This is a genomic window from Pseudomonas sp. MDT1-16, from assembly GCF_054898115.1.
On sequence record NZ_CM142717.1, the window covers coordinates 3,357,767 to 3,379,309 of the forward strand.

The following is a 21,543-nucleotide window of genomic DNA, read 5'->3' on the forward strand; positions in this document are numbered from 1 at the left end:
ATGCACATGCTGAAGATATGGATATTGCTGCTATGCATTGGCCTTGCAAGTTGCAGCCGGGTGGATGTGCACACCTACAGCCAAGAGACGCCCACGCTTGAGTTGCGCGAATTCTTCGAGGGGCGGGTCGAAGCCTGGGGTATGTTTCAAAAGCGTTCTGGCGAGGTCACGAAGCGCTTCCACGTGGAGATCAATGGCCACTCCGAAGGTAGCAGGCTGATCCTCGACGAATCATTTACTTACAGCGATGGTACTAAGCAAAAACGGGTGTGGACGTTAACTCCAGTTGGTTCTAGCCAATGGCGCGGAACCGCTGGCGACGTGGTAGGCGAGGCGCTTGGTGAGGTGGCAGGCAATACACTGCGCTGGAGATATGTGCTGAGCCTACCGGTGGATGGAAAGGAATATCAGGTTCAGTTGGACGACTGGATGTACCTAATGGACAAGAACACCATGATCAATCGCTCGTTCATGACCAAGTTCGGGGTGGAGGTAGGCCAGATCACCTTGTTCTTCCGCAAGTAGTCTTGAGTCAACGTGCATGCTGTCCGGCTATCCGGTGCAGCGCCGGCATCAACATCGCCCATATCAATGCGATTAGCAGAGCGCTAGGTCAAACACCTAGCGGTAGACCCACGTCTGCTAACCTAGCGCCGCCCAAATATGAGAGCGGCCCGCCAAAGGCCCCCAGTAGGCTGCCCATCCACCAAGGCCGCTTGTCCAGTTCAGGCTGTGACGCAAAGTGCTGGCGAAAAGCAGCCAAAGCATTGCCAGCCATAGCGGCAGAACAATAGTGGTATCTGAAAAGGAGAACAGCCCGAGGTGCACTAGAATACTGTCCAGGACCCAACCGCAGGTTGCCACCCGCAACAGAATGCGCCATTCATTTGGGTCGTTGGCAATCCAAAGCAGGTGTGTAGCTAGGCATGCGATTGCAATCAGCGCCGTCCAAGGCCGTTGCGCACCAAACACGCAGGCAAACCAACCGAGTTGGAACAGCCCTGCGTTCAGCAACAACCGGCCTCGCGTTTGAAGTAGGTGGGCAGGAAGCGGTGGCCGACTGCCTCGATCATCTCAATCGATACTAGCTTGTCGCATTTGCCCTTCAGGTCACGATAGTCCTGCAACAGCAGAGTAATGCGGTCTTGCAGACACTGCTCCTCAATTCGGCGCTTCGTGTACGCAAATTGCTCACGGGGCAGGGTGGTGGTTACCTTGCAGCCATATCGGGACTGCTCCAGTACTCTTGAATATAGGCCTCGCCAGCGCCAATTGAGCCATTCACCGCCACCATCGACCACAGGGTCGTATTATGCACTTCGATCTCGCCATGCAGAACAGCGCCAGACTCGCCGAAGCTCAGGCGCTCACCGTCGAGTATTCACCGCTGGCGGCTTCATGGGAAAACAGCGGCAGACGCTTAAGCAGCAGACGCAGGGCCTGCCAATAAATGCCGAGCAGGGTCTTGCCGGTCATCCAGGGGAAGTCCAGAAGGTGGCGGTGCAGGCTTTGGCGCGTCAGTTCGATGCGCTCCAGGCCCAGCCAGCTTCAAACATTTTTTGCTCGCCCTGCCAGTCCTGCATGGGATGGCGGCCGGACTGCCGTCAGATTCGAAGCAGTAAAACAGGCTGATCGGATTGAAGGACAGCCCCAACTGCGCGGCTGGAGATCCTTCCCTGCGGGCGCGCAGTTCCGCCTAAGTACATCATTTAACATAATATACATTATGCGTACCTACAGGATAATCAATGGCTTGCGTGGCCTTGCTATTTCACACAGCAGAAAGTCATCGTAAGCATCTGTGAAAAAACGAATCATCAGCACGCGCCATCGTATAGCCAGCATTTCTCGTGATAGCCTTTAAGCCGTTCGGTTCAACGAAGAACCCTAAACGCCCAGCCCAAGGAGCTATCAATGTCGAAAAAATTCATCACTACCTGGTTCTACAGCGCCCTAAAAACTAAAAAGGTATCCAGCGGGATTTTGGGAATGTCGAAAAAGGATGTCTACGACCCAAGAACGGTAGATGTCGACGAAATGGCCAAACAGCTCGAAGCTGTCTACAACGACTACGATGCCGAAGGCTATGATGTAGTAAACATCCTTCCGATTTCCCTAGGCACATCGGAAAGCTCTATAGCATCGAACGGCACCTACGTAGGTGACGTCGGATTCTCGATCAGCCGCGGCGCTATAGTCGTGGGAAAACGAAGAGACTAAAACAAGTTATTTTGAAAGCGGAATGTCCACGTTACCCTGCCCTACAAAAGCGGCGAAAAGTTATAACTAAACTAAATAGCTCTTTAGTAGAGCTAGTTGTTAGAGCCGGGACGCACCGTATTGCCCTCGCCCACAGCTGCTATGTCGATTTTTTTATTCACACCGCATTTGTGTTTGCCACACGAGCGGTGCGAATAAACAAGGCGCGCACCTTCTCCCAGAAATTTCCCCCCAGCACAAAAAAGCTGCCGATCAGCATTGCGTCGCCCAACGCTTGAAGCTGCCAGAGGTTGGGCCTGAGCCCTGGCCAAAGGCTGTCGACGTAGGGTTCAAGCAGCGATGAGATCAGCGGCAAACAAAACATGACGATGCCGATTCGATGACGAGCCGACCCTACTTCGAGATCTGCTTTGGGCGCGAGCGTGGACACGTAACCGAATACGCTGCGTTTGAGTTGCTGGAAGCCCGACTTGCCCATGATGGTGATGACAAGAATCAGCAGAACCTTGTTGCTGATGAACAGCACGCCGGTCAGCGCAGCGATCTTTGAGCCCGGTACACCGGCCGCTGCTGCGGCAGGCACCATCAGCCAGGACCCCAACATCAGGCAGATAATGGTTATGCCCACTTTGAAGCGCCAACCGGCTGAATGAGGTTCAACACTGCCCTGGGTGTTATTCATGATCGTCGTACCTTTTTAGCCGGTTGCAGCAGATGTGAAGGAGCTTGAAAAGCGTAGCAGCCGCCTGTCGATTTGGGCGGCTATGCTCCAGTGATCTTCGTTGGTCGGGAAAGGGTTAATGCATCCAAGTAGACCTCTGCTGAATCGGCCAGGCCAGCTCCTGCTGCTGGGTGTGTTCGGCCTCAGTGGTTGCGTACGGCTGGGTCCGGACTTCCAGTCGCCCAGCGAAGAATGGGTCAAGCACTGGAACACTCCTGCCCTCCAGCAATCCAGCCAACGCGGGCTTCACCCGGATCTGCGTCAGTGGTGGCAAGTCTTCGCCGATCCGGTTCTCGACCACCTGATTGCCGAATCGGATGCACACAACTCCAGCCTTAAGATCGCCGGCCTGCGCGTGATGGAAGCCCGCGCCCAGTTGGGCATCGCCCAAAGCGGGCTTTACCCGCAACTGCAGCAGGCCAGCGCCGATAGTCTGTACTTCAATCGAAGACAATCTGGCGGCAGCAATCCGCAGGACAGCCATTTCTGGCAATACAGTGCCGGTTTTGACATTGGCTGGGAGCTGGACTTCTGGGGACGCTTCAGTCGTGCCATCGAGTCGTCCGATGCCAGTTACTTCGCCGCCCAGGCCAACTATGAAGACGTGCTCGTGCTGTTGCGGGCGCAAGTGGCCGACACCTACTTCTCGCTGCGTACCACCGAAGCGCGTTTGCGTGTCGCCCGGGAAAACGCCAGGCAGCAAAAACGCAGCTTCGAGATCACCGATAAGTTGTTCAACAGCGGTCAGACTGCCGAGCTCGACCTGCAACAAGCCAAGACCCAGTACCTGGGCACGCTGAGCACGATCCCCAATCTCGAAGACCAATTGTTGCGCACCCGCAATGCGTTGGCCGTGTTGATCGGTCAGCCGCCCGGCGCGCTGCCGCAGTTGATCGAAAATGAAGGATATATCCCGCTGGTCGACCGTGCAGTGTTGCAGGATGTTCCGGCCAATTTGCTGCTGCGTCGGCCCGACGTGCGCGCCGCCGAGCTCAATGTCGCGGCCCAGTCGGCGCTGATCGGCGTGGCCGAAAGCGATTTCTACCCGTCACTGACCTTGTTGGGCAGTATCGTCTGGTCGGCCGACACGCTGAAGGGCACCTCCAAAAGCCTGGACCTGATCGGCGGCCCCAGTCTGCGCTGGAACCTGTTCGACCACGGCCAGATCAGCAACAACGTGCGCGTGCAGGATGCCCGTTTGCAACAACTGATCGAGGCCTACCGCGACAAGGTTCGTCAGGCTGCACGCGAAGCTGACGATGCCGCCAGCGGCCTGATCAAATCACTGGAGCGTGAACGAATCCTGCGTGAGGCCGAAGTGTCGGCCAAGCGTTCGCTGGTGTTGGCCAGTTCGCTGTACCGCGAAGGGTATTCGGATTTCCAGCGGGTGCTGGATGCGCAGCGCGCATTGTTCGAACAGCAGGACAACTACTTGATCGCTCGCAGCAACGCGGTGAGCAATGTGATTGCGCTGTACAAATCCCTGGGCGGCGGTTGGTACAGCGCCCAGCCGAACGTTGACTACCTTACCCGCAAGCAGATGGAAAAACGCACGGACTGGGGCGATATTCTGAGTGAGCCTACCGCTGCGCAGCCAGCCTTTCCCATCCCACAGAAGGTAAAAAAAGATGAGTGAAGCCGCGCAGCCCTCCCCCGACGCGCCCTCCTCCAAGGCGCCAGCGCCGGCCCCCGACTCGGCGAAAAAAGGCATCAAGTGGGTGTTGCTGTTGATCATCCTGAGCCTGGCCTGGTACCTGTTGGCGGACCGCTTCACACCCTATACGCAGCAGGCACGGGTGGGTGCCTTTGTGATTCCGGTGGCCGCGGAAGTGGCAGCCCGAGTGACCCGTGTAAACGTGCGTAACAACCAGGACGTCAAGGCCGGCGAAGTCCTTTTTGAGGTGGATTCTCAGCCCTATCAGATTGCCGTCGATCGCGCGCGCGCTGACCTTGAGTCGACGCGCCGGCAGATCGGTGCCAGCACTGCCGGAATCGCGTCGGCGCAAGCGTCCTTGCGTGCTGCTCAGGCCAACGAACGCAAGGCCCGACAGGACAATCAGCGTCTTGAAGGTTTGTATCGCGAAGACCCGGGCACCGTATCCGTGCGCCTGCTTGAAGTGTCCCGCGCCAACCATGAACAGGCGGTCAGCCAGGTGGCCGCCGCCCGTGCCGAAGTTCAGCGTGCGCAAGAGCAGGAAGGTGGCAGCGACGAAGAGAACGCCCTGCTGCGCAGCGCCGCCACGGCGCTCTCAAAAGCCGAACTGGACCTGGCCAATACGCAGATTCGCGCGCGCTCGGCCGGCCTGATCACGGACCTGCGCACTGACGTTGGGCAATTCGCAGCGGCCGGTACCCCGGTCATGACCCTGATCGCCATCCGCGATGTGTGGATCAGTGCGGACATGACCGAGAACAACCTCGGCCTGGTGAAGCCCGATACTGCGGTGGCGATAGTACTGGATGCGTTGCCAGGCCAGGTTTTCGAGGGCCGCGTGCGCAGTGTCGGCTACGGTGTCAGCGTGGGTCAGACGCCTGCGCCCGGCACGTTGCCCAGTGTGCAGAACAGCCGTGACTGGCTGCGTCCGGCACAGCGCTTCCCGGTGATTATCGAGTTTTCTACTGACTCAATAAACACTCTGCGTGAAAGTCACGCCATCCGGGCCGGTGGACAGGCCGAAGTCATGGCCTTCCCCACCCAGGGCAACCCGCTCAACCCGCTCGGTCGCGTATTCCTGGGACTGATGAGTTGGCTGTCCTATGCCTACTGAACGCCCCCCCCGGGTTCAACGCGCACTGCGCCTCGCCACCGGCACGGCGTTGTGCCTGGCGACCAGTTTCGGCCTGGGTTTGCCGATCCCGTTTATCGCGCCAGTGCTTTGCTTGCTGCTGCTGGCCACGCTCAATCGTGCGCTGCCATTTAAGGCTGGAGTAGTGCTCGCACTGACCGCGATGTTGACCACTGGCGTCGGCCTGTTATTGATCCCGATCCTACGTTATTACCCTTTCAGCGGCGTGTTACTGATCGGCGCCAGTCTGTTCCTGGCTTTTCGTTTTGGACTGCGTGGCGGTAACAATCTGATTGTCACTTTTCTGGTGATTGGCCTGACCATGATCTCTTCGGCCGGTGTGGCGGATTTCGATTTGGCCGCGATGGTCATCGATGCGTTGGTCAAGGGGTTGCTCCTGGCCGTCATAGTGCTGGCACTCAGTCATTGGCTGTTTCCCGAGCCGATCAATGCCCCGTCACCACCGCCTCCTCCGGTTCTACCGGACGAAGAAGTCGGTCGAGTGGCGCTGCGTGCCACCCTGATCGTGCTGCCGACATTCCTGCTGGCGCTGATCGATCCGGCCAGTTATCTGCCGATCATCTTGAAGGCGGTCAGCCTGGGTCAGCAAAGCTCGACGACGACCACACGCCATGCCGGTCGTGAACTGGTCGGTTCAACGTTGCTCGGTGGCTTGCTGGCCATTCTGTTCTGGTGTGCCCTCAGCCTGTTTGTACATCTATGGATGTTCTTTCTGTGGATGCTGCTGTTCGGCCTGATAGTGGCGCGCAAGCTGTATGCCCTGAATCCCACGCGATTGAGTCCGGGGTTCTGGCTCAATAGCCTGATCACGCTGATTATCCTGCTGGGCCAATCGGTTCAGGACAGCGCAGCGGGCAAGGACGTTTACACCGCGTTTGCCGTGCGCATGGGCTTGTTCATCGCCGTGACGCTGTATGCCTGTCTGATGGTTCATCTGCTCGATCAGCGGCAGCCAAATAATGCTCAAGGATTAACCTGATACCCCTTCCCTTGCAGGCAGCTTGTGTAGCCCGTTGAACTGGTCGCGGCACTGGTTTTCTGCTGTGCCCGGCGTTCCTGACGCTGGCGTGAGCCACCGACCACCGCGCCCGCTGTCGCGGTTCCTTTTGCCTGGTTCTGGCGATAGTCCTGCTTCACGTCATCATCGACGCGATCATAAAACTCGTCGTGCTGACGGCCGCGCACCTGCGCCCCCGCAGCCCCTGCGGCAGCGCCCACAGCGGCGCCCTTCAGCCTTCCACCGGCAGGAGGCGGTGCAGTCGAGGCGCTCTGACTGGCCGCGATGTTGTGGCAATCGGTGATGTCCACTTGGGTTTGTTGCGAACTCTGCCCTTTCATCGGCACGACCGTTTCCGCCCATCCCTGGGTCGAGGAAACCGACAGTGCGATGCACAGACTAATCGACGACAACGTTCTCATGATGACCTCCTAAAGAGCCCTTGCTACTCCACACACCGTGATTCTGAACCGAGTTCAACACAGAAGATTGTAGATCACCCCTCCTCGCCCCCCACTCCACGGGGGCTGTGCGGTCGAATAACAATTTTTCGCGGCGTGCAATTAAGGCTGGATACTCATATCGCTGGTACAAATAACCAATGCGACGGGGATGAGTTCGCAGGTGGTTCTCTTCAGCCGTGGTGTCGTGTCATTAGTCGTCATCTTGATTATTGGCGCGTTATTGCTACGCGTCAGTAAAACCCGCCGCGCGATGGTCATTGCCGGGGAAGCCCCTGAATCTGGTACTACGCTGGCGGGTGTGATTTATAGCGGCGTCAGCATCGCTGTTTTGATCTCGATTTTTGGCCTGCTGGTCGGTTACATGTCTTCATCGGGCGTCAAATGGACGAATCTGGCCTGGATCGTCAGTGCGTTGTCGGTGGGGATCGGCTTCGGCTTGCAGGAGATCGTCAAGAACTTCGTATCCGGGTTAATCCTGCTCACCGAGCGTCCGGTCAAGGTCGGCGACCTGATCAGCATCAGCGGGGTCGAAGGTGATATCCGGCGAATCAATGTCAGGGCCACCGAGATACAGCTCAGTGACCGCTCGATCTTGATCGTGCCCAACTCCCAGCTGATTTCCCAGAACCTTCCCAATGTGACCATTGGCGGTAGCGCCCAAGGGGTGTCCACACTCGAGCTGGTGTTCCCTCTGGATATCGACCCCGAACAAGTCAAAACCCTGCTGTACACCGCCTAATTGCAGATCCTGAAGCGATTGAGTGCGGCCGGCATCGAATTGGCCAAGCCTGTTCCTGCGCCATGACATTAACGACTGCGCTTCAGCGTTTCACTCGGCAATTCCTTAAATAACGCCCGATAACTGCTGGAAAATCTTCCTAAATGCCAGAACGACCAACGCATCGCGACATCTGCCACCGTGGTGTCCTTGGCCGTGCGGCTGAGCAGTTCTCGGCGCGCACTGTTGAGTCGGCGCAAGCGCAGCCAATGGGTCGGGGTCATCCCGGTATAGGCCTTGAACGCATGCTGCAATTGACGCAGTGAAACCCCGGCGACCTGCGAAAGCTCCAGCAGGTTCAGGGTTTCTTCCGGGGCATCAGCCGCCCACTCACCGATGCGTTTCATCACCGATCGCTCTTCGGCGCGGCGCTGTAGACCTCCGCGATCAAGGCACACACACGCGTTGTCGAGGATGTACAGGCAGTCTTCCACCAACTGCTGGGTCAACGCGTCCTTGCTCGGTGGATCGAGCGTCTGCGCCAGTCGGGTTAACGTCCCGCTGAGCCAGCGACTGAACAGCGCGTTCTGTCCCGAGTTCAGTGGCGCCATGAACAGGCCTTCGAGCCTGGCCACATTCAGACCGTGACGCTGAACGAACGCCGGACCGAACACCACGGCGATTTCCTGGTAGTTCTCCGGGGTGATCCAGATGTTGCGGCTTTCACCATTCAACACGTAGAGCGCGTTGTCGCTGCGATCGAAACAGAACGCCAGCGAGCCTTCAGGGGCGCTGAAACTCTGTTCGACCCGCGTGTTCATGTGTTCCTCGTAAATCTCCACGCCTTGCAGGTCCAGATAGCGCACCCTCCCTGCGAAATGTCCCGGCGACATTTGCTGATAATGCTGCACCCAACCCGGTGTGGCGCGGATTTGCTCGGCCACGTCGGCGGTGTTGAACGCTTGGACTTGTAAGGGGTTGCACGTTGTCATGGGTGACCTTACGCACTCGTTTGGTGCGTTTTGGTGCTGCTGAAAGTGGATAGATAGAACGTCAAGGCTCGCCCAAGATAGTCGTCAACGCGCCACAGGGGAAGTGTGTGGTGGATGAAACCCGCCTCCCCGGCGTTAATAAAACCAATAACGAGGTCTTTATGAATGTCCCTTTCGATCAGTTGCTCACGTGGCTGAAAGATCACAAGATTACCGAAGTCGAGTGTGTGGTCAGCGACTTGACTGGCATTGCACGCGGCAAAATTGCACCCACCAACAAGTTCCTGCATGAGCGAGGCATGCGCCTGCCGGAAAGTGTGCTGTTGCAAACGGTAACCGGGGACTTTGTCGATGACGACATCTACTACGACCTGCTCGACCCGGCTGACATCGACATGGTTTGCAAGCCCGTTTCCGACGCGGTTTACGTGATTCCATGGGCCATCGAGCCCACCGCTATCGTGATTCACGACACCTTCGACAAGTTCGGCAACCCGATCGAGCTGTCGCCGCGCAACGTACTGAAGAAAGTCCTGCAGCTGTACACCGACAAAGGCTGGCGGCCGATTGTCGCGCCGGAAATGGAGTTTTACCTGACCCAGCGCTGCGAAGATCCGGACTTGCCGCTCAAGGCGCCGCTGGGTCGTTCGGGGCGTGCGGAAAGTGGTCGCCAGTCGTTTCCATCGACGCCGCCAACGAATTCGACCCGCTGTTTGAAGACGTTTACGACTGGTGCGAACTTCAGGGTCTGGACCTCGATACCTTGATCCACGAGGACGGCCCGGCGCAGATGGAAATCAACTTCCGTCATGGCGACGCACTGGACCTGGCCGACCAGATCACCGTGTTCAAGCGAACCCTGCGCGAGGCGGCCCTCAAGCACAACGTCACCGCGACCTTCATGGCCAAACCGATTGGCGATGAGCCCGGCAGCGCCATGCATATCCACCAGAGCGTCGTGGACATCGCCACCGGCCAGCCGATCTTTGCCGATGCCGACGGGCAGATGAGCGAACTGTTTCTGCACCACATCGGTGGCCTGCAAAAGTACATTCCCAAAGTGCTGCCGATGTTCGCGCCCAACGTCAATTCGTTCCGCCGCTTCCTGCCGGACACTTCGGCGCCGGTGAACGTCGAATGGGGCGAAGAAAACCGTACCGTGGGTCTGCGTGTGCCGACCTCCACACCCGATGCGATGCGCGTGGAAAACCGTTTGCCGGGGGCCGACGCCAACCCTTATCTGGCCATCGCAGCGAGCCTGTTGTGCGGGTACCTGGGCATGGTCGAGCGCATCGAACCCAGCGCTGCGGTGCAAGGTCGCGCCTATGAACGGCGCAACCTGCGCCTGCCGATCACCATCGAAGACGCGCTGACGCAGATGGAAGAGTGCGAAACCATCGGCCGCTATCTGGGCAGCAAATTCGTCCGCGGCTATGTGGCGGTCAAGCGCGCCGAACACGAGAACTTCAAGCGCGTGATCAGCTCGTGGGAGCGTGAGTTCCTGCTGCTCAGCGTCTAGCACTTGATCGTTCCCACGCTCTGCGTGGGAACGCCTCACCGGACGCTCCACGTCCGTTTTGGGACGCAGAGCGTCCCGGGCTACATTCCCACGCAGAGCGTGGGAACGATCATTCGAAGAGGTGTCGATATGCGTCTATTGAAATCCGTGGTTCCGGTCGCACTGGCGTTGTTGTTCAGCGCCGTTGCGCAGGCTCAGCCAACGGTCAGCGTCTACAACTGGACCGATTACATTGGCGAGACCACCCTCGTCGACTTCCAGGCGAAAACCGGGACCAAGGTGATCTACGACGTGTTCGACTCCAACGAAACCCTGGAAGGAAAATTGCTCGCCGGCCGCACCGGGTATGACGTGGTGGTGCCATCCAACCACTTCCTCGCCCGCCAGGTGAAAGCCGGTGCGTTCCTGAAGCTTGATCGTTCGCAACTGCCCAACTTTAAAAACCTCGACCCGAAACTGCTGGCGCTGCTGGAGAAAAACGATCCGGGCAACGAGCACTCGGTCCCATACCTGTGGGGCACCAACGGCATTGGCTACAACGTCGACAAGGTCAAACAAGTGCTGGGCATCGATCACATTGATTCCTGGGCAGTGTTTTTTGAACCCGAGAATCTGAAGAAGCTCAGTCAGTGCGGTGTGTCGATGATGGATTCGGCCGATGAAGTGTTCCCCGCGATCCTCAACTACATGGGCATGGACCCGCGCAGTGAAAACCCTGAAGACTACAAAAAAGCCGAGGCCAAGTTGCTCAGCATCCGGCCTTACATCACCTACTTCCACTCGTCCAAGTACGTCTCGGACCTGGCCAACGGTGATATATGCGTGGCCTTCGGTTACTCGGGGGACGTGTTCCAGGCCGCGAATCGGGCCAAGGAAGCCAAGAACGGCGTGAACATCGCGTACGCGATTCCCAAGGAAGGCAGTAACTTGTGGTTCGACCTGCTGGCGATCCCCGCAGACGCCAGCAACCCGAAAGAAGCTCACGCCTTCATCAATTACCTGCTCGACCCGCAAGTGATTGCCAAGGTCAGCGCCTCGGTCGGTTACGCCAACCCGAATCCGGCGTCCAAGCAGTACATGGACCCGGAGCTGGTCAACAATCCTGAGGTATACCCACCGCAGGAAGTCCTCGACAAACTCTACATTTCGACCACTCCGCCCCAGGCAATCATGCGTTTGATGACCCGCTCCTGGAGCAAAGTGAAGTCCAACAAATGAATCAGTACAGCAACGAACATGCTCGCTCCTATTACGCGGCGTCGGCCTATGGCATGGCGCCCTACCCCTCGCTGGCCGCAGATCTTGAAGCCGATGTCTGTGTCATCGGCGGCGGCTTTACCGGCGTTAACACCGCGATCGAACTGGCTCAGCGCGGGCTCTCGGTCATTCTGCTGGAGGGCCAGCGGATCGGCTGGGGCGCCAGCGGGCGTAACGGCGGGCAGCTGATCCGCGGTATCGGGCATGACGTCAGTGGTTTCGCCCGCTACATCGGTGAGGACGGCGTGCGTTACCTTGAGCGTGCGGGCGTCGAATCGGTAGCGCTCGTGGGTAACCGCATTCGTGAACATGGGATTGATTGCGACCTGCGCTGGGGGTTCTGCGAATTGGCGAACACCAAAGCGCAGTTCGCGGCGTTCAAGGTTGAGCAGCAAGGCCTTGTCGAATCGGGCTACGCCCACGAAACCCGACTCGTCGGGCCGGAGCAAATCCGTCAGCAGGTGGTGAACTCCGGCGTGTATGCCGGCGGTCTGGTCGACATGGGTTCCGGTCATTTGCACCCGCTCAACCTGGTGCTCGGCGAAGCGCGGCTCGCCGAATCTCTCGGGGTGCAGATTTTCGAGCAAAGCCCGGTGCTGGAGTTGATCCATGGCAGCACCGTGCAGGTTCGCTGTGCCGGCGGCACGGTACGCGCCGGCAGCCTGGTGCTGGCGTGCAACGCTCACCTGGAAGAACTCGAACCGAAACTGAGCGGCAAGGTGCTTCCGGCAGGCAGCTACATTATCGCCACCGAGCCGTTGACGCCCGACGTTGCAGCGCAATTGATCCCGCAGAATCTGGCGCTCTGCGACCAGAAAATCGGCCTGGATTATTACCGGCTCTCGGCAGATCGACGCTTGTTGTTCGGCGGGGCCTGCCATTATTCCGGGCGTGATCCGGCGGACATCGAAGCTTATATGCGCCCGCACATGCTCAAGGTCTTCCCGCAACTGGCCAACGTGCGCATCGACTATCAGTGGGGCGGCAAGATCGGCATCTCGGCCAATCGCTTCCCACAGGTCGGGCGCTTGAGCCAGCACCCGAACGTGTTTTACGCCCAGGGTTACTCCGGTCATGGCCTGAACGTGACCCACTGGTGCGCGAAGCTGTTGGGCGAAGCGATCCATGTCGGACACAGTCAGGGCTTTGACGTGTTCAGCGCCGTGCCGCACATGACCTTTCCCGGCGGACCTATGCTGCGTTCTCCGCTGCTGGCGCTCGGCATGTTCTGGTATCGCCTGCGCGAACTCCTGGGCTGACCGCCCTCCACCCTCGCGGTGCCCTAGCGCACCGCCCCTACTTATCCCATTGAGCAGCCTTTTAATTTGCTCAATCGCGAGGCGCTTCTATATTGAGGAAGTGCTCTGACTTCCCTGTGTCCTCGCGAGTGCGGCCTATGGCTACGACTGACCCACTGATCATCTGCGAGCACTGCGACTGCGTGTATGAAAAAGTCACGCTCGCCAAACATCAGAAAACCCTTTGTATGCGCTGCGGCGGCGTGCTGCAGCGCTATAACGGCCTGTCGGTGGAGCAGCGATTGGCCCTGACCTTCACCGCCGCGGTGCTGTGGATTTTCGCCAATTTCTATCCGGTTATGAGCATCAGCCTCAAGGGCCTGAAAAACAGCGCGACGCTCTGGGATTCGGTGCTGGCCCTGAGTCATGGGCCGATCACGTTTATTGCCATGGTGGCGGCAATTTCTATCATCATCGCGCCCATTTTCCAGTTAGTCCTGCTGATCTGGGTCCTGAGCTTCGCGCTCGTGCAGCGACGCTCGCCCGCTTTCAGGTTCTGCATGCGCTGGCTGGAAATACTCCGGCCCTGGAGCATGCTGGAAGTGTGCTTGCTGGGGGCCATGGTGGCGGTGTTCAAACTCGCAGGTTTGCTCGACGTGCTGCCCGGGATTGGCCTGTTTGCCCTGGCGGTCCTCAGCCTGATGATGATCCGCCTTGCCGGACGGGATATTCGCGATCTGTGGGACATCCTATGAACGCGCCACCGACCGCCAACGAACTCAACCTCTGCCTGTGTCACCGCTGCGGCCTGGCCTGCGACATGACCCATGACCCCCATGAATGTGAACGCTGCGGTGCGCCGCTGCATCGGCGCAAAAGCAACTCCCTGACCCGGACCTGGGCTTACCTGGTGACATCGCTGGTGTTCTACATCCCGGCCAATCTGCTGCCAGTGATGAACACCACTATGCTCGGCTCCGGTGCCGACAGCACCATCATGAGCGGTGTGCTGGAGTTCTGGCAGCACGGCGCCTGGGACATTGCTCTGATTATTTTCATCGCCAGCATCGCGGTGCCCGGCGTCAAGTTTGTCGCCCTGACGCTGCTGCTGGTCACCGTGCAACGCGACAGCTCATGGGCGCGCAAAGAGCGTTCGAAGCTCTACCGATTCGTCGAGCTCATCGGCTACTGGTCGATGCTCGACGTGATTGTCGTCGCGCTAGTGGCAGCGCTGGTGAAGTTCCAGGCGCTGGGCGATATCGAGCCGCGCGTGGGCATTCTGTTTTTTGGCCTGGTGGTGGTGTTCACCATGCTCTCGGCCATGAGTTTCGACCCACGCCTGATCTGGGATAAAAAAGAGCGGCATCACCCAAACGAGGAGGTCAAGGATGAAGTCGCAAGCCACTGACGCGCCGCAAGTCCCCGGTCAGGCCCCTGTCAAAACCCGTCGTTTCAGCGTTTCGCTGGTATGGATCGTGCCGATCGTCGCGGTGCTGGTGGGGATTTCCCTGGTCGTACACACCATGATGCAGGAAGGTCCGACCATTACCGTCACGTTCAAAACCGGTAGCGGCCTGACAGCCAACAAGACCGAGGTCAAATACCGCAACGTGGTGATCGGCCATGTCTCGGACGTGGAACTGAGCAACGATCAGAAGAGCGTCAACGCCACCATCAAACTGGCCAAGCAGGCGGAAAGTTTCACCCGCGAAGACTCGCAATTCTGGGTCGTGCGTCCACGTATTGGCGCCGGCGGAGTATCGGGTATCGATACCCTGCTGTCCGGGGATTACATTGGTGCCGACATCGGCCAGTCCAACGCTCGCGCAAAAAACTTTACCGGCCTGGAAAACCCGCCGCCGATTACCTATGGCGAGCCGGGTAAGCGCTTCACCTTGCACACCCAGGACCTGGGTTCGCTGGACATCGGCTCTCCGGTTTACTACCGCAAGATTCCGGTGGGTCAGGTGGTGGCCTATGCCCTGGACGCCGACGGTAAAGGGGTGAACATCGAAGTGTTCGTCCACGCGCCCAACGACGCCTACGTCACTGAAAACACCCGGTTCTGGAACGCCAGCGGGATCGACGTGAATGTCGGCGCCAACGGCTTTTCGGTGAAAACCGAGTCGCTGTCATCCATCCTGGTGGGTGGCATCGCCTTCCGCGCTCCGGAATACAGCCCCAACGATCAACCGGCCACCGAGGAGAAAGCCTTCGATCTGTTCGAAGACCAACTAACCGCCCTCGCCCCGCCCAGCGGCAAGGGACAATTCTTGAGTTTGCGTTTCGATCAGGCCTTGCGCGGGCTCAAGGTCGGTGCGCCGGTGGAATTCCTTGGCACAGAGTTCGGCAGAGTCGTCTCGGTCAATCTGGATTTCGACGCGAAAAAGAGCAGTTTCCCGGTCAATGTCGGCATCGTGATCTACCCGCAACGACTCGGCCAGGCCCACACTAAAATGCTCGAGGCCTTGAAGCATGACCCCAACGACGAAGCCGCAGGCGTACGGCTGATGGGCAGCTTCATCAACAACGGTCTGCGGGCCCAGGCCCGTAGCGGCAATCTATTGACCGGTCAGTTGTACATCGCGCTCGACTTCTACCCCAAAGCGGAGAAAGTCGTGTTCGATCCGACCGCCCGTCCTGTCTCTATCCCCACCATTCCTGGCAGCCTCGAGCAGTTGCAGGAAAAACTGGAGGGCATGGTCAACAAGATCAACCAGCTGCCAATCGAGCGCATTGCCGGCAACCTCGACAGCAACCTCGTCGAACTGCGTAAAGGCCTGGCGCAATTCAACGCCAAGACCCTGCCCGGCGTACAGACGACGCTGGCGGACGTCAGCAAGACCTTGCAATCGGCCAGTTCGACCTTGGCTGAAGACTCGCCGCAACGCGAACAATTAGGCCAGACCCTGGACGAACTCGGACGCATGTCGCGCTCCTTGCGTGAACTCTCGGATTACCTGGGACGCCATCCGGAATCGCTGATTCGCGGCCGTCCCGACAATGCCGCGCCGATGGACCTGCAGGGGCCGCCGCGCAAATGACCACAGGAGCATCACCATGGCTTTTCCGTTGAAGATCACCTTGGTCACCGCGTTGTTACTGCTCACGGCCTGCCGCAGTGAGCCGATCCAATTCCACACCCTGACCCCAGCCCAACCGAGTAGCAACTCAAGGACCAGCGCTGCGGATATCCAGATTGAGGGACTCAGCGTCCCTCCCCAGGTCGACCGCCCGCAGATCGTCATTCGTCAGGGCAACAGCGGCCTGGCCATCCTCGAAACCGAATGGTGGGGCGCGAGCCTGTCGGATGAGTTGCGAACGGCCCTGATCGATCAACTGGTCAACAGCAATCCCCAGCGCAAGGTATCGGTGCGGCTGGACGTGCAACGTTTTGACTCGATCCCCGGCCAATACGCGCTGATTGACGTCAAATGGCGTCTGCGCAATCTCGGCGAAAGCGATAACACGCTGGTCACTTGCCGCAGCACGTTGCAGACACCTTCAGGGCCTTCCATAGATGAACTGGTAGCGGCTCAGCAGAACAACGTCAAACGCCTGGCCGCGCTTATTAACCAGGCAGCGGATGGAACACAAAAAGGTTGCCCGGCGACACAGTGATTTGACGTTTTTTTCTCATTCTGCGCAGTACATTTGCCGCCGCCTCAATCCTGCAAATGATTCGTATTGACCTACAATAATTGACGACCGTCCCGGTTGAATCTACGCGCATGATTTTAAAAAATAACAGGAGCTGCCAACGCATGAATGCCCATTTCCCTTCTTTCCTGAAAACAGCACTGCTGACCACCGCTCTGCTGAGCGCCAGTCACGTGTCTGCAGCCGATACCGATGGCATCGTGGTCTACAACGCCCAACACGAAAGCCTGACCAGATCCTGGATCGAGGGTTTTACCAAGGAAAGCGGCATCAAGGTCACCGTACGCAATGGTGACGACACCGAAATGGGCAATCAGATCGTGCAGGAAGGCGCCGCCTCCCCCGCCGACGTGTTCCTGACCGAAAACTCCCCGGCCATGGTGTTGGTCGACAACGCGGGACTGTTTGCACCGGTTGCGGCGGCGACTCTGGAGCAGGTCGGCGATGCTTACCGCCCGGTCCATGGTAAATGGGTGGGGATCGCCGCGCGCTCCACGGTGTTTGTCTATAACCCGAGCAAACTGCCCGAAACCGAGCTGCCCAAGTCGCTGATGGACCTCGCCGACCCAAGCTGGAAAGGTCGTTGGGGCGCGTCGCCGGCCGGTGCCGACTTCCAGGCCATCGTCGCTGCCGTGCTGGCACTCAAGGGTGAAGCTGCCACTCTGGATTGGCTCAAAGGGTTGAAGGCCAATGCCACGATCTTTCGCGGCAACAGTGCGGTACTGAAAGCGGTCAACGCCGGGCAGATCGACAGCGGCGTGATTTACCACTATTACAGCTTCGGCGACCAGGCCAAGACCGGCGAAAACAGCAAGAATACCGTCCTGCACTACTTTAAGCACAAGGATCCCGGCGCGTTTGTCAGTGTCTCCGGCGGCGGCGTTCTGGCGTCCAGCCAACACAAGGAACACGCCCAGGCGTTCCTCAAGTGGATTACCGGCAAAGAGGGCCAAGCCGTCCTCAAAACCGGCAAATCGTTTGAGTACGCCGTGGGCAAGAACGCTGAATCCAACCCCAAACTGGTGCCTTTGCAGCAACTCGACGCGCCGACAGTCGATGCTTCAAAACTCGACAGTAAAAAAGCCGTGGAGTTGATGACTCAGGCCGGACTGCTCTAATTGATGCCTGAAACCTTGCCGGCGGGTGTCGCTGAGGCGATACCCGCGAACTTGCGACGACGATCCCGCGGTATTTTCGCGGGGCGCGGCGGCGCGTGGGTGATCGGTTTGTCGGTGCTGGTGTCGCTGCTGTCGTTGCTGCCGATAGCCTTCGTTATCGGCGTTTCGTTTCAGACAGGCTGGGCGACCCTTGTGCCGCTGGTATTCCGGCCGCGGGTCGCTGAACTATTGATCAACACGGTTTTACTGGTCGTGATCACGATTCCGTTGTGCGTCACGTTAGGCCTGTCTCTGGCCTGGCTGACAGAACGCACCAACCTGCCGGGGCGGCGCTGGTGGTCGTTGTTGGCGACTGCACCGCTGGCGGTGCCGGCCTTTGTTCACAGCTATGCGTGGGTCAGTCTGGTCCCACCGATTCACGGGTTGTTTGCCGGCGTTCTGGTGTCGGTCATCGCCTACTTCCCGTTCCTGTACTTGCCGATTGCTGCGACGCTGCGTCGTCTCGATCCGGCCATCGAAGACGTTGCCGAATCGCTCGGTCTCAAACCCTGGGCGATATTTTTCCGCGTGGTGCTCCCACAACTGCGCCTGGCCATCTGCGGCGGCGCCTTGCTGGTGGGCCTGCACCTGCTGGCCGAATATGGCCTGTACGCGATGATCCGCTTCGACACCTTCACCACGGCAATTTTCGATCAGTTCAAGTCCACCTTCAACGGACCCGCCGCCAACATGCTGGCCAGCGTGCTCGCCCTGTGTTGTCTGGTGATGCTCACCGCAGAATCCGCCGCTCGCGGCACAGCGCGTTACGCCCGGGTCGGGTCGGGAAGCGCTCGCGAGCAGCGGGTTGTGCGCCTGAAATCCGCAGCCACCCTCCTCGCGCTGACACTGCAAATCTCGACCTGCGCGCTGGCGCTGGGCGTGCCACTGGTAACCTTGGGGCACTGGCTGGTCGCCGGCGGTACGCAGGTCTGGCAGATGGCCGAACTTCTGCCGGCGCTGGAACAGACACTGCTGTTCGGTGTTGCGGGTGCCGCCCTCACCACCTGCGCCGCCATCCCGATTGCCTGGTTGTCGATTCGTTCTCCGGGCCGGTTGCAACGTGTGCTGGAAAGCTGCAACTACATCACCAGCTCGTTGCCTGGGATCGTTGTTGCCCTGGCATTGGTGACCATCACCATCCATTTTGCCCGGCCGATTTACCAGACGACGATCACGGTGTTGCTGGCGTATCTGCTGATGTTTCTTCCGCGCGCCCTGGTGAGTTTGCGCGCGGGTATCGCCCAGGCGCCGGTAGAGCTGGAAAACATGGCCCGCAGCCTCGGCCGCTCACCCACCCGGGCATTGTGGCTGATCACCCTGCGCCTGGCCGCGCCCGGCGCTGCAGCAGGCGCCGCGCTGGTATTTTTGGCGATTACCAATGAGTTGACCGCCACCCTGCTGCTCGCCCCAAACGGCACGCGCACCCTGGCCACCGGATTCTGGGCCATGACCAGCGAAATCGATTACGCCGCCGCGGCGCCCTACGCCCTGTTGATGATCCTGCTGTCGCTTCCGTTAACCGGACTTCTTTACCACCAATCCAAACGAACGGCTGGCCGATGAACGCTCTTGAACTCCATTCCATATCCAAGTCCTACGGCGCCCATCAAGCGCTGGAAAGCATCAACCTGTCGGTGCCCGCGGGCAGCCGAACGGTCATCGTCGGCCCGTCCGGCTCAGGAAAAACCACGCTGTTGCGGATGATCGCCGGCTTCGAATTCCCGGACACGGGCCGTTTATCACTCAATGGCCAAACGCTCGTCGACGACACCCACGAAGTCCCGGCGCATCAGCGTTTGATTGGCTATGTTCCCCAGGACGGCGCCCTGTTCCCGCACATGACCGTGGCCGCCAATATCGGTTTCGGGCTTTCGATCAAGGGCGGCGCAAAACAGGAGCGAATCGCGGAGTTGATGGACAGCGTGGCGCTGGATGCAAACATGGCCAACCGTTGGCCCCATGAACTCTCCGGCGGCCAGCAACAACGCGTGGCGCTGGCGCGGGCGTTGGCACAACAGCCGCGCTTGATGTTGCTGGACGAGCCGTTTTCGGCCCTCGACACTGGACTTCGGGGCGCCATGCGCAAAATGGTCGCACGGCTGCTGACAGACGCCGGCGTGACCACCATTCTGGTCACCCATGACCAGAGTGAGGCCTTGTCGTTTGCCGATCAGCTGGCGGTGATGCGCGACGGTCGGCTGGTGCAGTCAGGCCATCCGCTGGATCTTTACCGCTACCCCGACGATGAACAAACCGCGCTGTTTCTGGGGGATGCCGTGGTCATGCCCGCCAGAATCGAAGCCGGCTGGGCTCATTGCGATCTCGGCCGTATACCGGTGAACAACCACCGGAACAACAGATCAGCGCAAATCATGCTGCGCCCCGAGCAACTGCAACTCATCAGCCTCCAGCCCAGCCCGACGAAGGCTGCCGGGTGCCGCGCCGTCGTGACCGAGCGTGATTTCAGCGGCAATACCTGCACGTTGACGGTGGAATTGGAGTCTTTGGTTTGCGGAGAACAGCCTGGTCGATCATTAATGGTGCGCAGTTCGGGCCTGTATGCGCCACCCGCTGGCAGTGCGGTTCACGTCTCGACGATCGGCCATGCCCACGTACTGCGCGAACCTTGAGTCCCGTCCATCAAAGATCGAACCGGTCCACTGCCCGACGCCGTTCGTTGTCATCGCGCACATCGTAGTTGGCCGTCGTCTGGATGTTGCTGTGATGGGCGAGTTTCTGGGCGATCGACAAGTCATGCTCCTCAATCACTCGGGTAATGAACGAACGCCGAAAATCATGCGGCATGATTTTCACCCCGACCTGTGCACCCCGTTGTCGGGCAATGTAATAGATCGCGTGCTTGGTGATGCGCTCGCGGGTGATGTGACTGCCGCGACGAATGCGGTTGAACAGGAACGGATCGTCCGATTCACCCTCCTTCAGCAGTGAGCGCCGCAGTTCCAGCCAGTCATTGAGTTTGGCGAACGCCCAGGCCGGTGCGTACTTGATCAATTGCTTGTTGCCCTTGGCGGTCACACACAGGCTACGCTCGGTGAAATCGATCTGGTTCAGGTCCAGGTTCACCGATTCCGATTTGCGCATCCCCGAACCGTACAAAATCCCGATAATCGCCGCGTCCCGCAGACCTTGTGGTCGTGGATCGGCGGCACAGACCGCCATCAACTCCTGGATCAGCGTGCGCTTGAGGTTGCGCCCCTGGGACAGCCGCGTCCCGGCAATGCCCTTGACCGAACGCATTTTCAGCAAGTGTTCCTGACTGATCAGGCTCATGCGCCACGCTTCGTTCATCACCCCGCGCACCGCGTTGACGTACAGCGAGGAGGTGTTCGGCGCGTAGCCGTCCGAGCGCAAGGTTGCCACTAACGCGATGACCGCTTCAGGTTGCAGGTTGTGCCAGGGAATCTCCTCGACGTTCATGTCTTCGAAGCCCAACCGGTCAGCGGCATCTTGCAAAACGTAACGCATGGTCAGTTGGCTGGAGGGCGCCAGGCGCGCCAGATACAGGGTCAGCGGGTTGGTCTTTGTGGGGATTAAGTCAGTAGCGGGTAAGTCAATCAAACGAAACGGCCTTGAGTAGAAACAGCTCATTAAACAACGAAGGATTGAAACATCCTTCCTATAAAGCGGAACACTTCTGTAAGACTTTCTACCAAAAAAAACTCGATGAACGGCAGAGGTCAGAACAGTGGCTGTATGACTTTCAGAATAAACAGAGGTGTTGGGCCTGGCGTATGAAGCGCCCGGACGTGGCGTTATACAACACGATAGGCGA

The 21,543-nt window shown here is 58.9% G+C and carries 19 protein-coding genes and 4 pseudogenes; 16 read left to right on the forward strand and 7 right to left on the reverse strand.

Going from position 1 to position 21,543, the window contains the following annotated elements:
• Positions 1-6: 6 nt before the first annotated feature.
• Positions 7-525, forward strand: a complete 519-nt coding sequence (locus ACYZT3_RS15295; RefSeq protein ID WP_282378420.1) for a DUF3833 domain-containing protein — start codon at positions 7-9, stop codon at positions 523-525.
• Between the two features lie 117 nt (positions 526-642).
• Here ACYZT3_RS15295 and ACYZT3_RS15300 read toward each other — a convergent pair whose 3' ends face one another.
• From ACYZT3_RS15300 to ACYZT3_RS15310, 3 genes and pseudogenes are all read right to left on the reverse strand, one after another.
• Positions 643-972, reverse strand: coding sequence for a DUF2878 family protein (locus ACYZT3_RS15300; protein ID WP_462032378.1), 330 nt, complete (start codon positions 970-972; stop codon positions 643-645).
• Positions 973-1,025: 53 nt separating this feature from the next.
• Positions 1,026-1,229: pseudogene (locus ACYZT3_RS15305) on the reverse strand (SAM-dependent methyltransferase); the annotation flags it as partial.
• A 130-nt stretch (positions 1,230-1,359) separates the two neighbouring features.
• Positions 1,360-1,583: pseudogene (locus tag ACYZT3_RS15310) on the reverse strand (DUF1365 family protein); the annotation flags it as partial.
• Between the two features lie 331 nt (positions 1,584-1,914).
• Here ACYZT3_RS15310 and ACYZT3_RS15315 point away from each other — a divergent pair.
• Positions 1,915-2,220, forward strand: coding sequence for a hypothetical protein (locus ACYZT3_RS15315; RefSeq protein WP_462030215.1), 306 nt, complete (start codon positions 1,915-1,917; stop codon positions 2,218-2,220).
• Between the two features lie 157 nt (positions 2,221-2,377).
• Here ACYZT3_RS15315 and ACYZT3_RS15320 read toward each other — a convergent pair whose 3' ends face one another.
• Positions 2,378-2,902 (reverse strand): transporter suffix domain-containing protein, encoded by a 525-nt coding sequence (locus ACYZT3_RS15320; protein ID WP_282378381.1) that lies wholly within the window; start codon positions 2,900-2,902, stop codon positions 2,378-2,380.
• 118 nt (positions 2,903-3,020) lie between these two features.
• Between ACYZT3_RS15320 and ACYZT3_RS15325 the strand changes: the two genes are divergently transcribed.
• The 3 genes from ACYZT3_RS15325 to ACYZT3_RS15335 are packed head-to-tail and all read left to right on the forward strand — an operon-like array spanning position 3,021 to position 6,727.
• Positions 3,021-4,577 (forward strand): efflux transporter outer membrane subunit, encoded by a 1,557-nt coding sequence (locus tag ACYZT3_RS15325; protein ID WP_462030216.1) that lies wholly within the window; start codon positions 3,021-3,023, stop codon positions 4,575-4,577.
• Entirely contained in the window at positions 4,570-5,709 is a 1,140-nt protein-coding gene (locus tag ACYZT3_RS15330; RefSeq protein ID WP_282378377.1) for an HlyD family secretion protein, read from the forward strand. The genes ACYZT3_RS15325 and ACYZT3_RS15330 overlap by 8 nt, the downstream gene beginning before the upstream one ends.
• A complete protein-coding gene (locus ACYZT3_RS15335; RefSeq protein WP_462030217.1) occupies positions 5,699-6,727 on the forward strand; it encodes a DUF2955 domain-containing protein in 1,029 nt (342 codons plus the stop codon). The genes ACYZT3_RS15330 and ACYZT3_RS15335 overlap by 11 nt, the downstream gene beginning before the upstream one ends.
• Here the strand turns inward: ACYZT3_RS15335 and ACYZT3_RS15340 are convergent.
• The gene (locus ACYZT3_RS15340) at positions 6,712-7,167 is read right to left on the reverse strand and encodes a YMGG-like glycine zipper-containing protein (protein WP_282378372.1); all 456 of its coding nucleotides are present in this window, start codon (positions 7,165-7,167) and stop codon (positions 6,712-6,714) included. The genes ACYZT3_RS15335 and ACYZT3_RS15340 overlap by 16 nt on opposite strands.
• A 151-nt stretch (positions 7,168-7,318) precedes the next feature.
• Here ACYZT3_RS15340 and ACYZT3_RS15345 point away from each other — a divergent pair.
• A pseudogene (locus ACYZT3_RS15345) lies at positions 7,319-7,939 on the forward strand (mechanosensitive ion channel family protein); the annotation flags it as partial.
• Positions 7,940-8,016: 77 nt separating this feature from the next.
• Here ACYZT3_RS15345 and ACYZT3_RS15350 read toward each other — a convergent pair.
• Positions 8,017-8,919: a helix-turn-helix domain-containing protein gene (locus tag ACYZT3_RS15350; RefSeq protein ID WP_462030218.1), complete on the reverse strand. Its 903-nt coding sequence runs from the start codon at positions 8,917-8,919 to the stop codon at positions 8,017-8,019.
• A 161-nt stretch (positions 8,920-9,080) separates the two neighbouring features.
• Here ACYZT3_RS15350 and ACYZT3_RS15355 point away from each other — a divergent pair.
• The 10 genes and pseudogenes from ACYZT3_RS15355 (at position 9,081) to ACYZT3_RS15400 (ending at position 20,380) form a co-directional block, all read left to right on the forward strand.
• Positions 9,081-10,438 (forward strand): annotated as a pseudogene (locus tag ACYZT3_RS15355) (glutamine synthetase family protein).
• Between the two features lie 129 nt (positions 10,439-10,567).
• Positions 10,568-11,656, forward strand: a complete 1,089-nt coding sequence (locus ACYZT3_RS15360) for a polyamine ABC transporter substrate-binding protein (RefSeq protein ID WP_282378366.1) — start codon at positions 10,568-10,570, stop codon at positions 11,654-11,656.
• Positions 11,653-12,954, forward strand: coding sequence for an NAD(P)/FAD-dependent oxidoreductase (locus ACYZT3_RS15365; RefSeq protein ID WP_282378364.1), 1,302 nt, complete (start codon positions 11,653-11,655; stop codon positions 12,952-12,954). The genes ACYZT3_RS15360 and ACYZT3_RS15365 overlap by 4 nt, the downstream gene beginning before the upstream one ends.
• Positions 12,955-13,091: 137 nt before the next feature.
• Positions 13,092-13,688 (forward strand): paraquat-inducible protein A, encoded by a 597-nt coding sequence (locus ACYZT3_RS15370; protein ID WP_282378362.1) that lies wholly within the window; start codon positions 13,092-13,094, stop codon positions 13,686-13,688.
• Positions 13,685-14,341, forward strand: coding sequence for a paraquat-inducible protein A (locus ACYZT3_RS15375; RefSeq protein ID WP_282378360.1), 657 nt, complete (start codon positions 13,685-13,687; stop codon positions 14,339-14,341). Before ACYZT3_RS15370 ends, ACYZT3_RS15375 begins: the two co-directional genes overlap by 4 nt.
• Entirely contained in the window at positions 14,322-15,977 is a 1,656-nt protein-coding gene (locus ACYZT3_RS15380) for a PqiB family protein (protein ID WP_282378357.1), read from the forward strand. The genes ACYZT3_RS15375 and ACYZT3_RS15380 overlap by 20 nt, the downstream gene beginning before the upstream one ends.
• Before the next feature lie 16 nt (positions 15,978-15,993).
• Positions 15,994-16,554, forward strand: coding sequence for a PqiC family protein (locus ACYZT3_RS15385; protein WP_282378355.1), 561 nt, complete (start codon positions 15,994-15,996; stop codon positions 16,552-16,554).
• Positions 16,555-16,697: 143 nt separating this feature from the next.
• Positions 16,698-17,711: an iron ABC transporter substrate-binding protein gene (locus ACYZT3_RS15390; protein WP_462030219.1), complete on the forward strand. Its 1,014-nt coding sequence runs from the start codon at positions 16,698-16,700 to the stop codon at positions 17,709-17,711.
• Between the two features lie 3 nt (positions 17,712-17,714).
• A complete protein-coding gene (locus ACYZT3_RS15395; RefSeq protein WP_282378351.1) occupies positions 17,715-19,313 on the forward strand; it encodes an ABC transporter permease in 1,599 nt (532 codons plus the stop codon).
• The gene (locus ACYZT3_RS15400; protein ID WP_282378349.1) at positions 19,310-20,380 is read left to right on the forward strand and encodes an ABC transporter ATP-binding protein; all 1,071 of its coding nucleotides are present in this window, start codon (positions 19,310-19,312) and stop codon (positions 20,378-20,380) included. The genes ACYZT3_RS15395 and ACYZT3_RS15400 overlap by 4 nt, the downstream gene beginning before the upstream one ends.
• 10 nt (positions 20,381-20,390) lie before the next feature.
• Here the strand turns inward: ACYZT3_RS15400 and ACYZT3_RS15405 are convergent, their stop codons facing one another.
• The gene (locus tag ACYZT3_RS15405; protein ID WP_462030220.1) at positions 20,391-21,329 is read right to left on the reverse strand and encodes a site-specific integrase; all 939 of its coding nucleotides are present in this window, start codon (positions 21,327-21,329) and stop codon (positions 20,391-20,393) included.
• Positions 21,330-21,543: the final 214 nt, after the last annotated feature.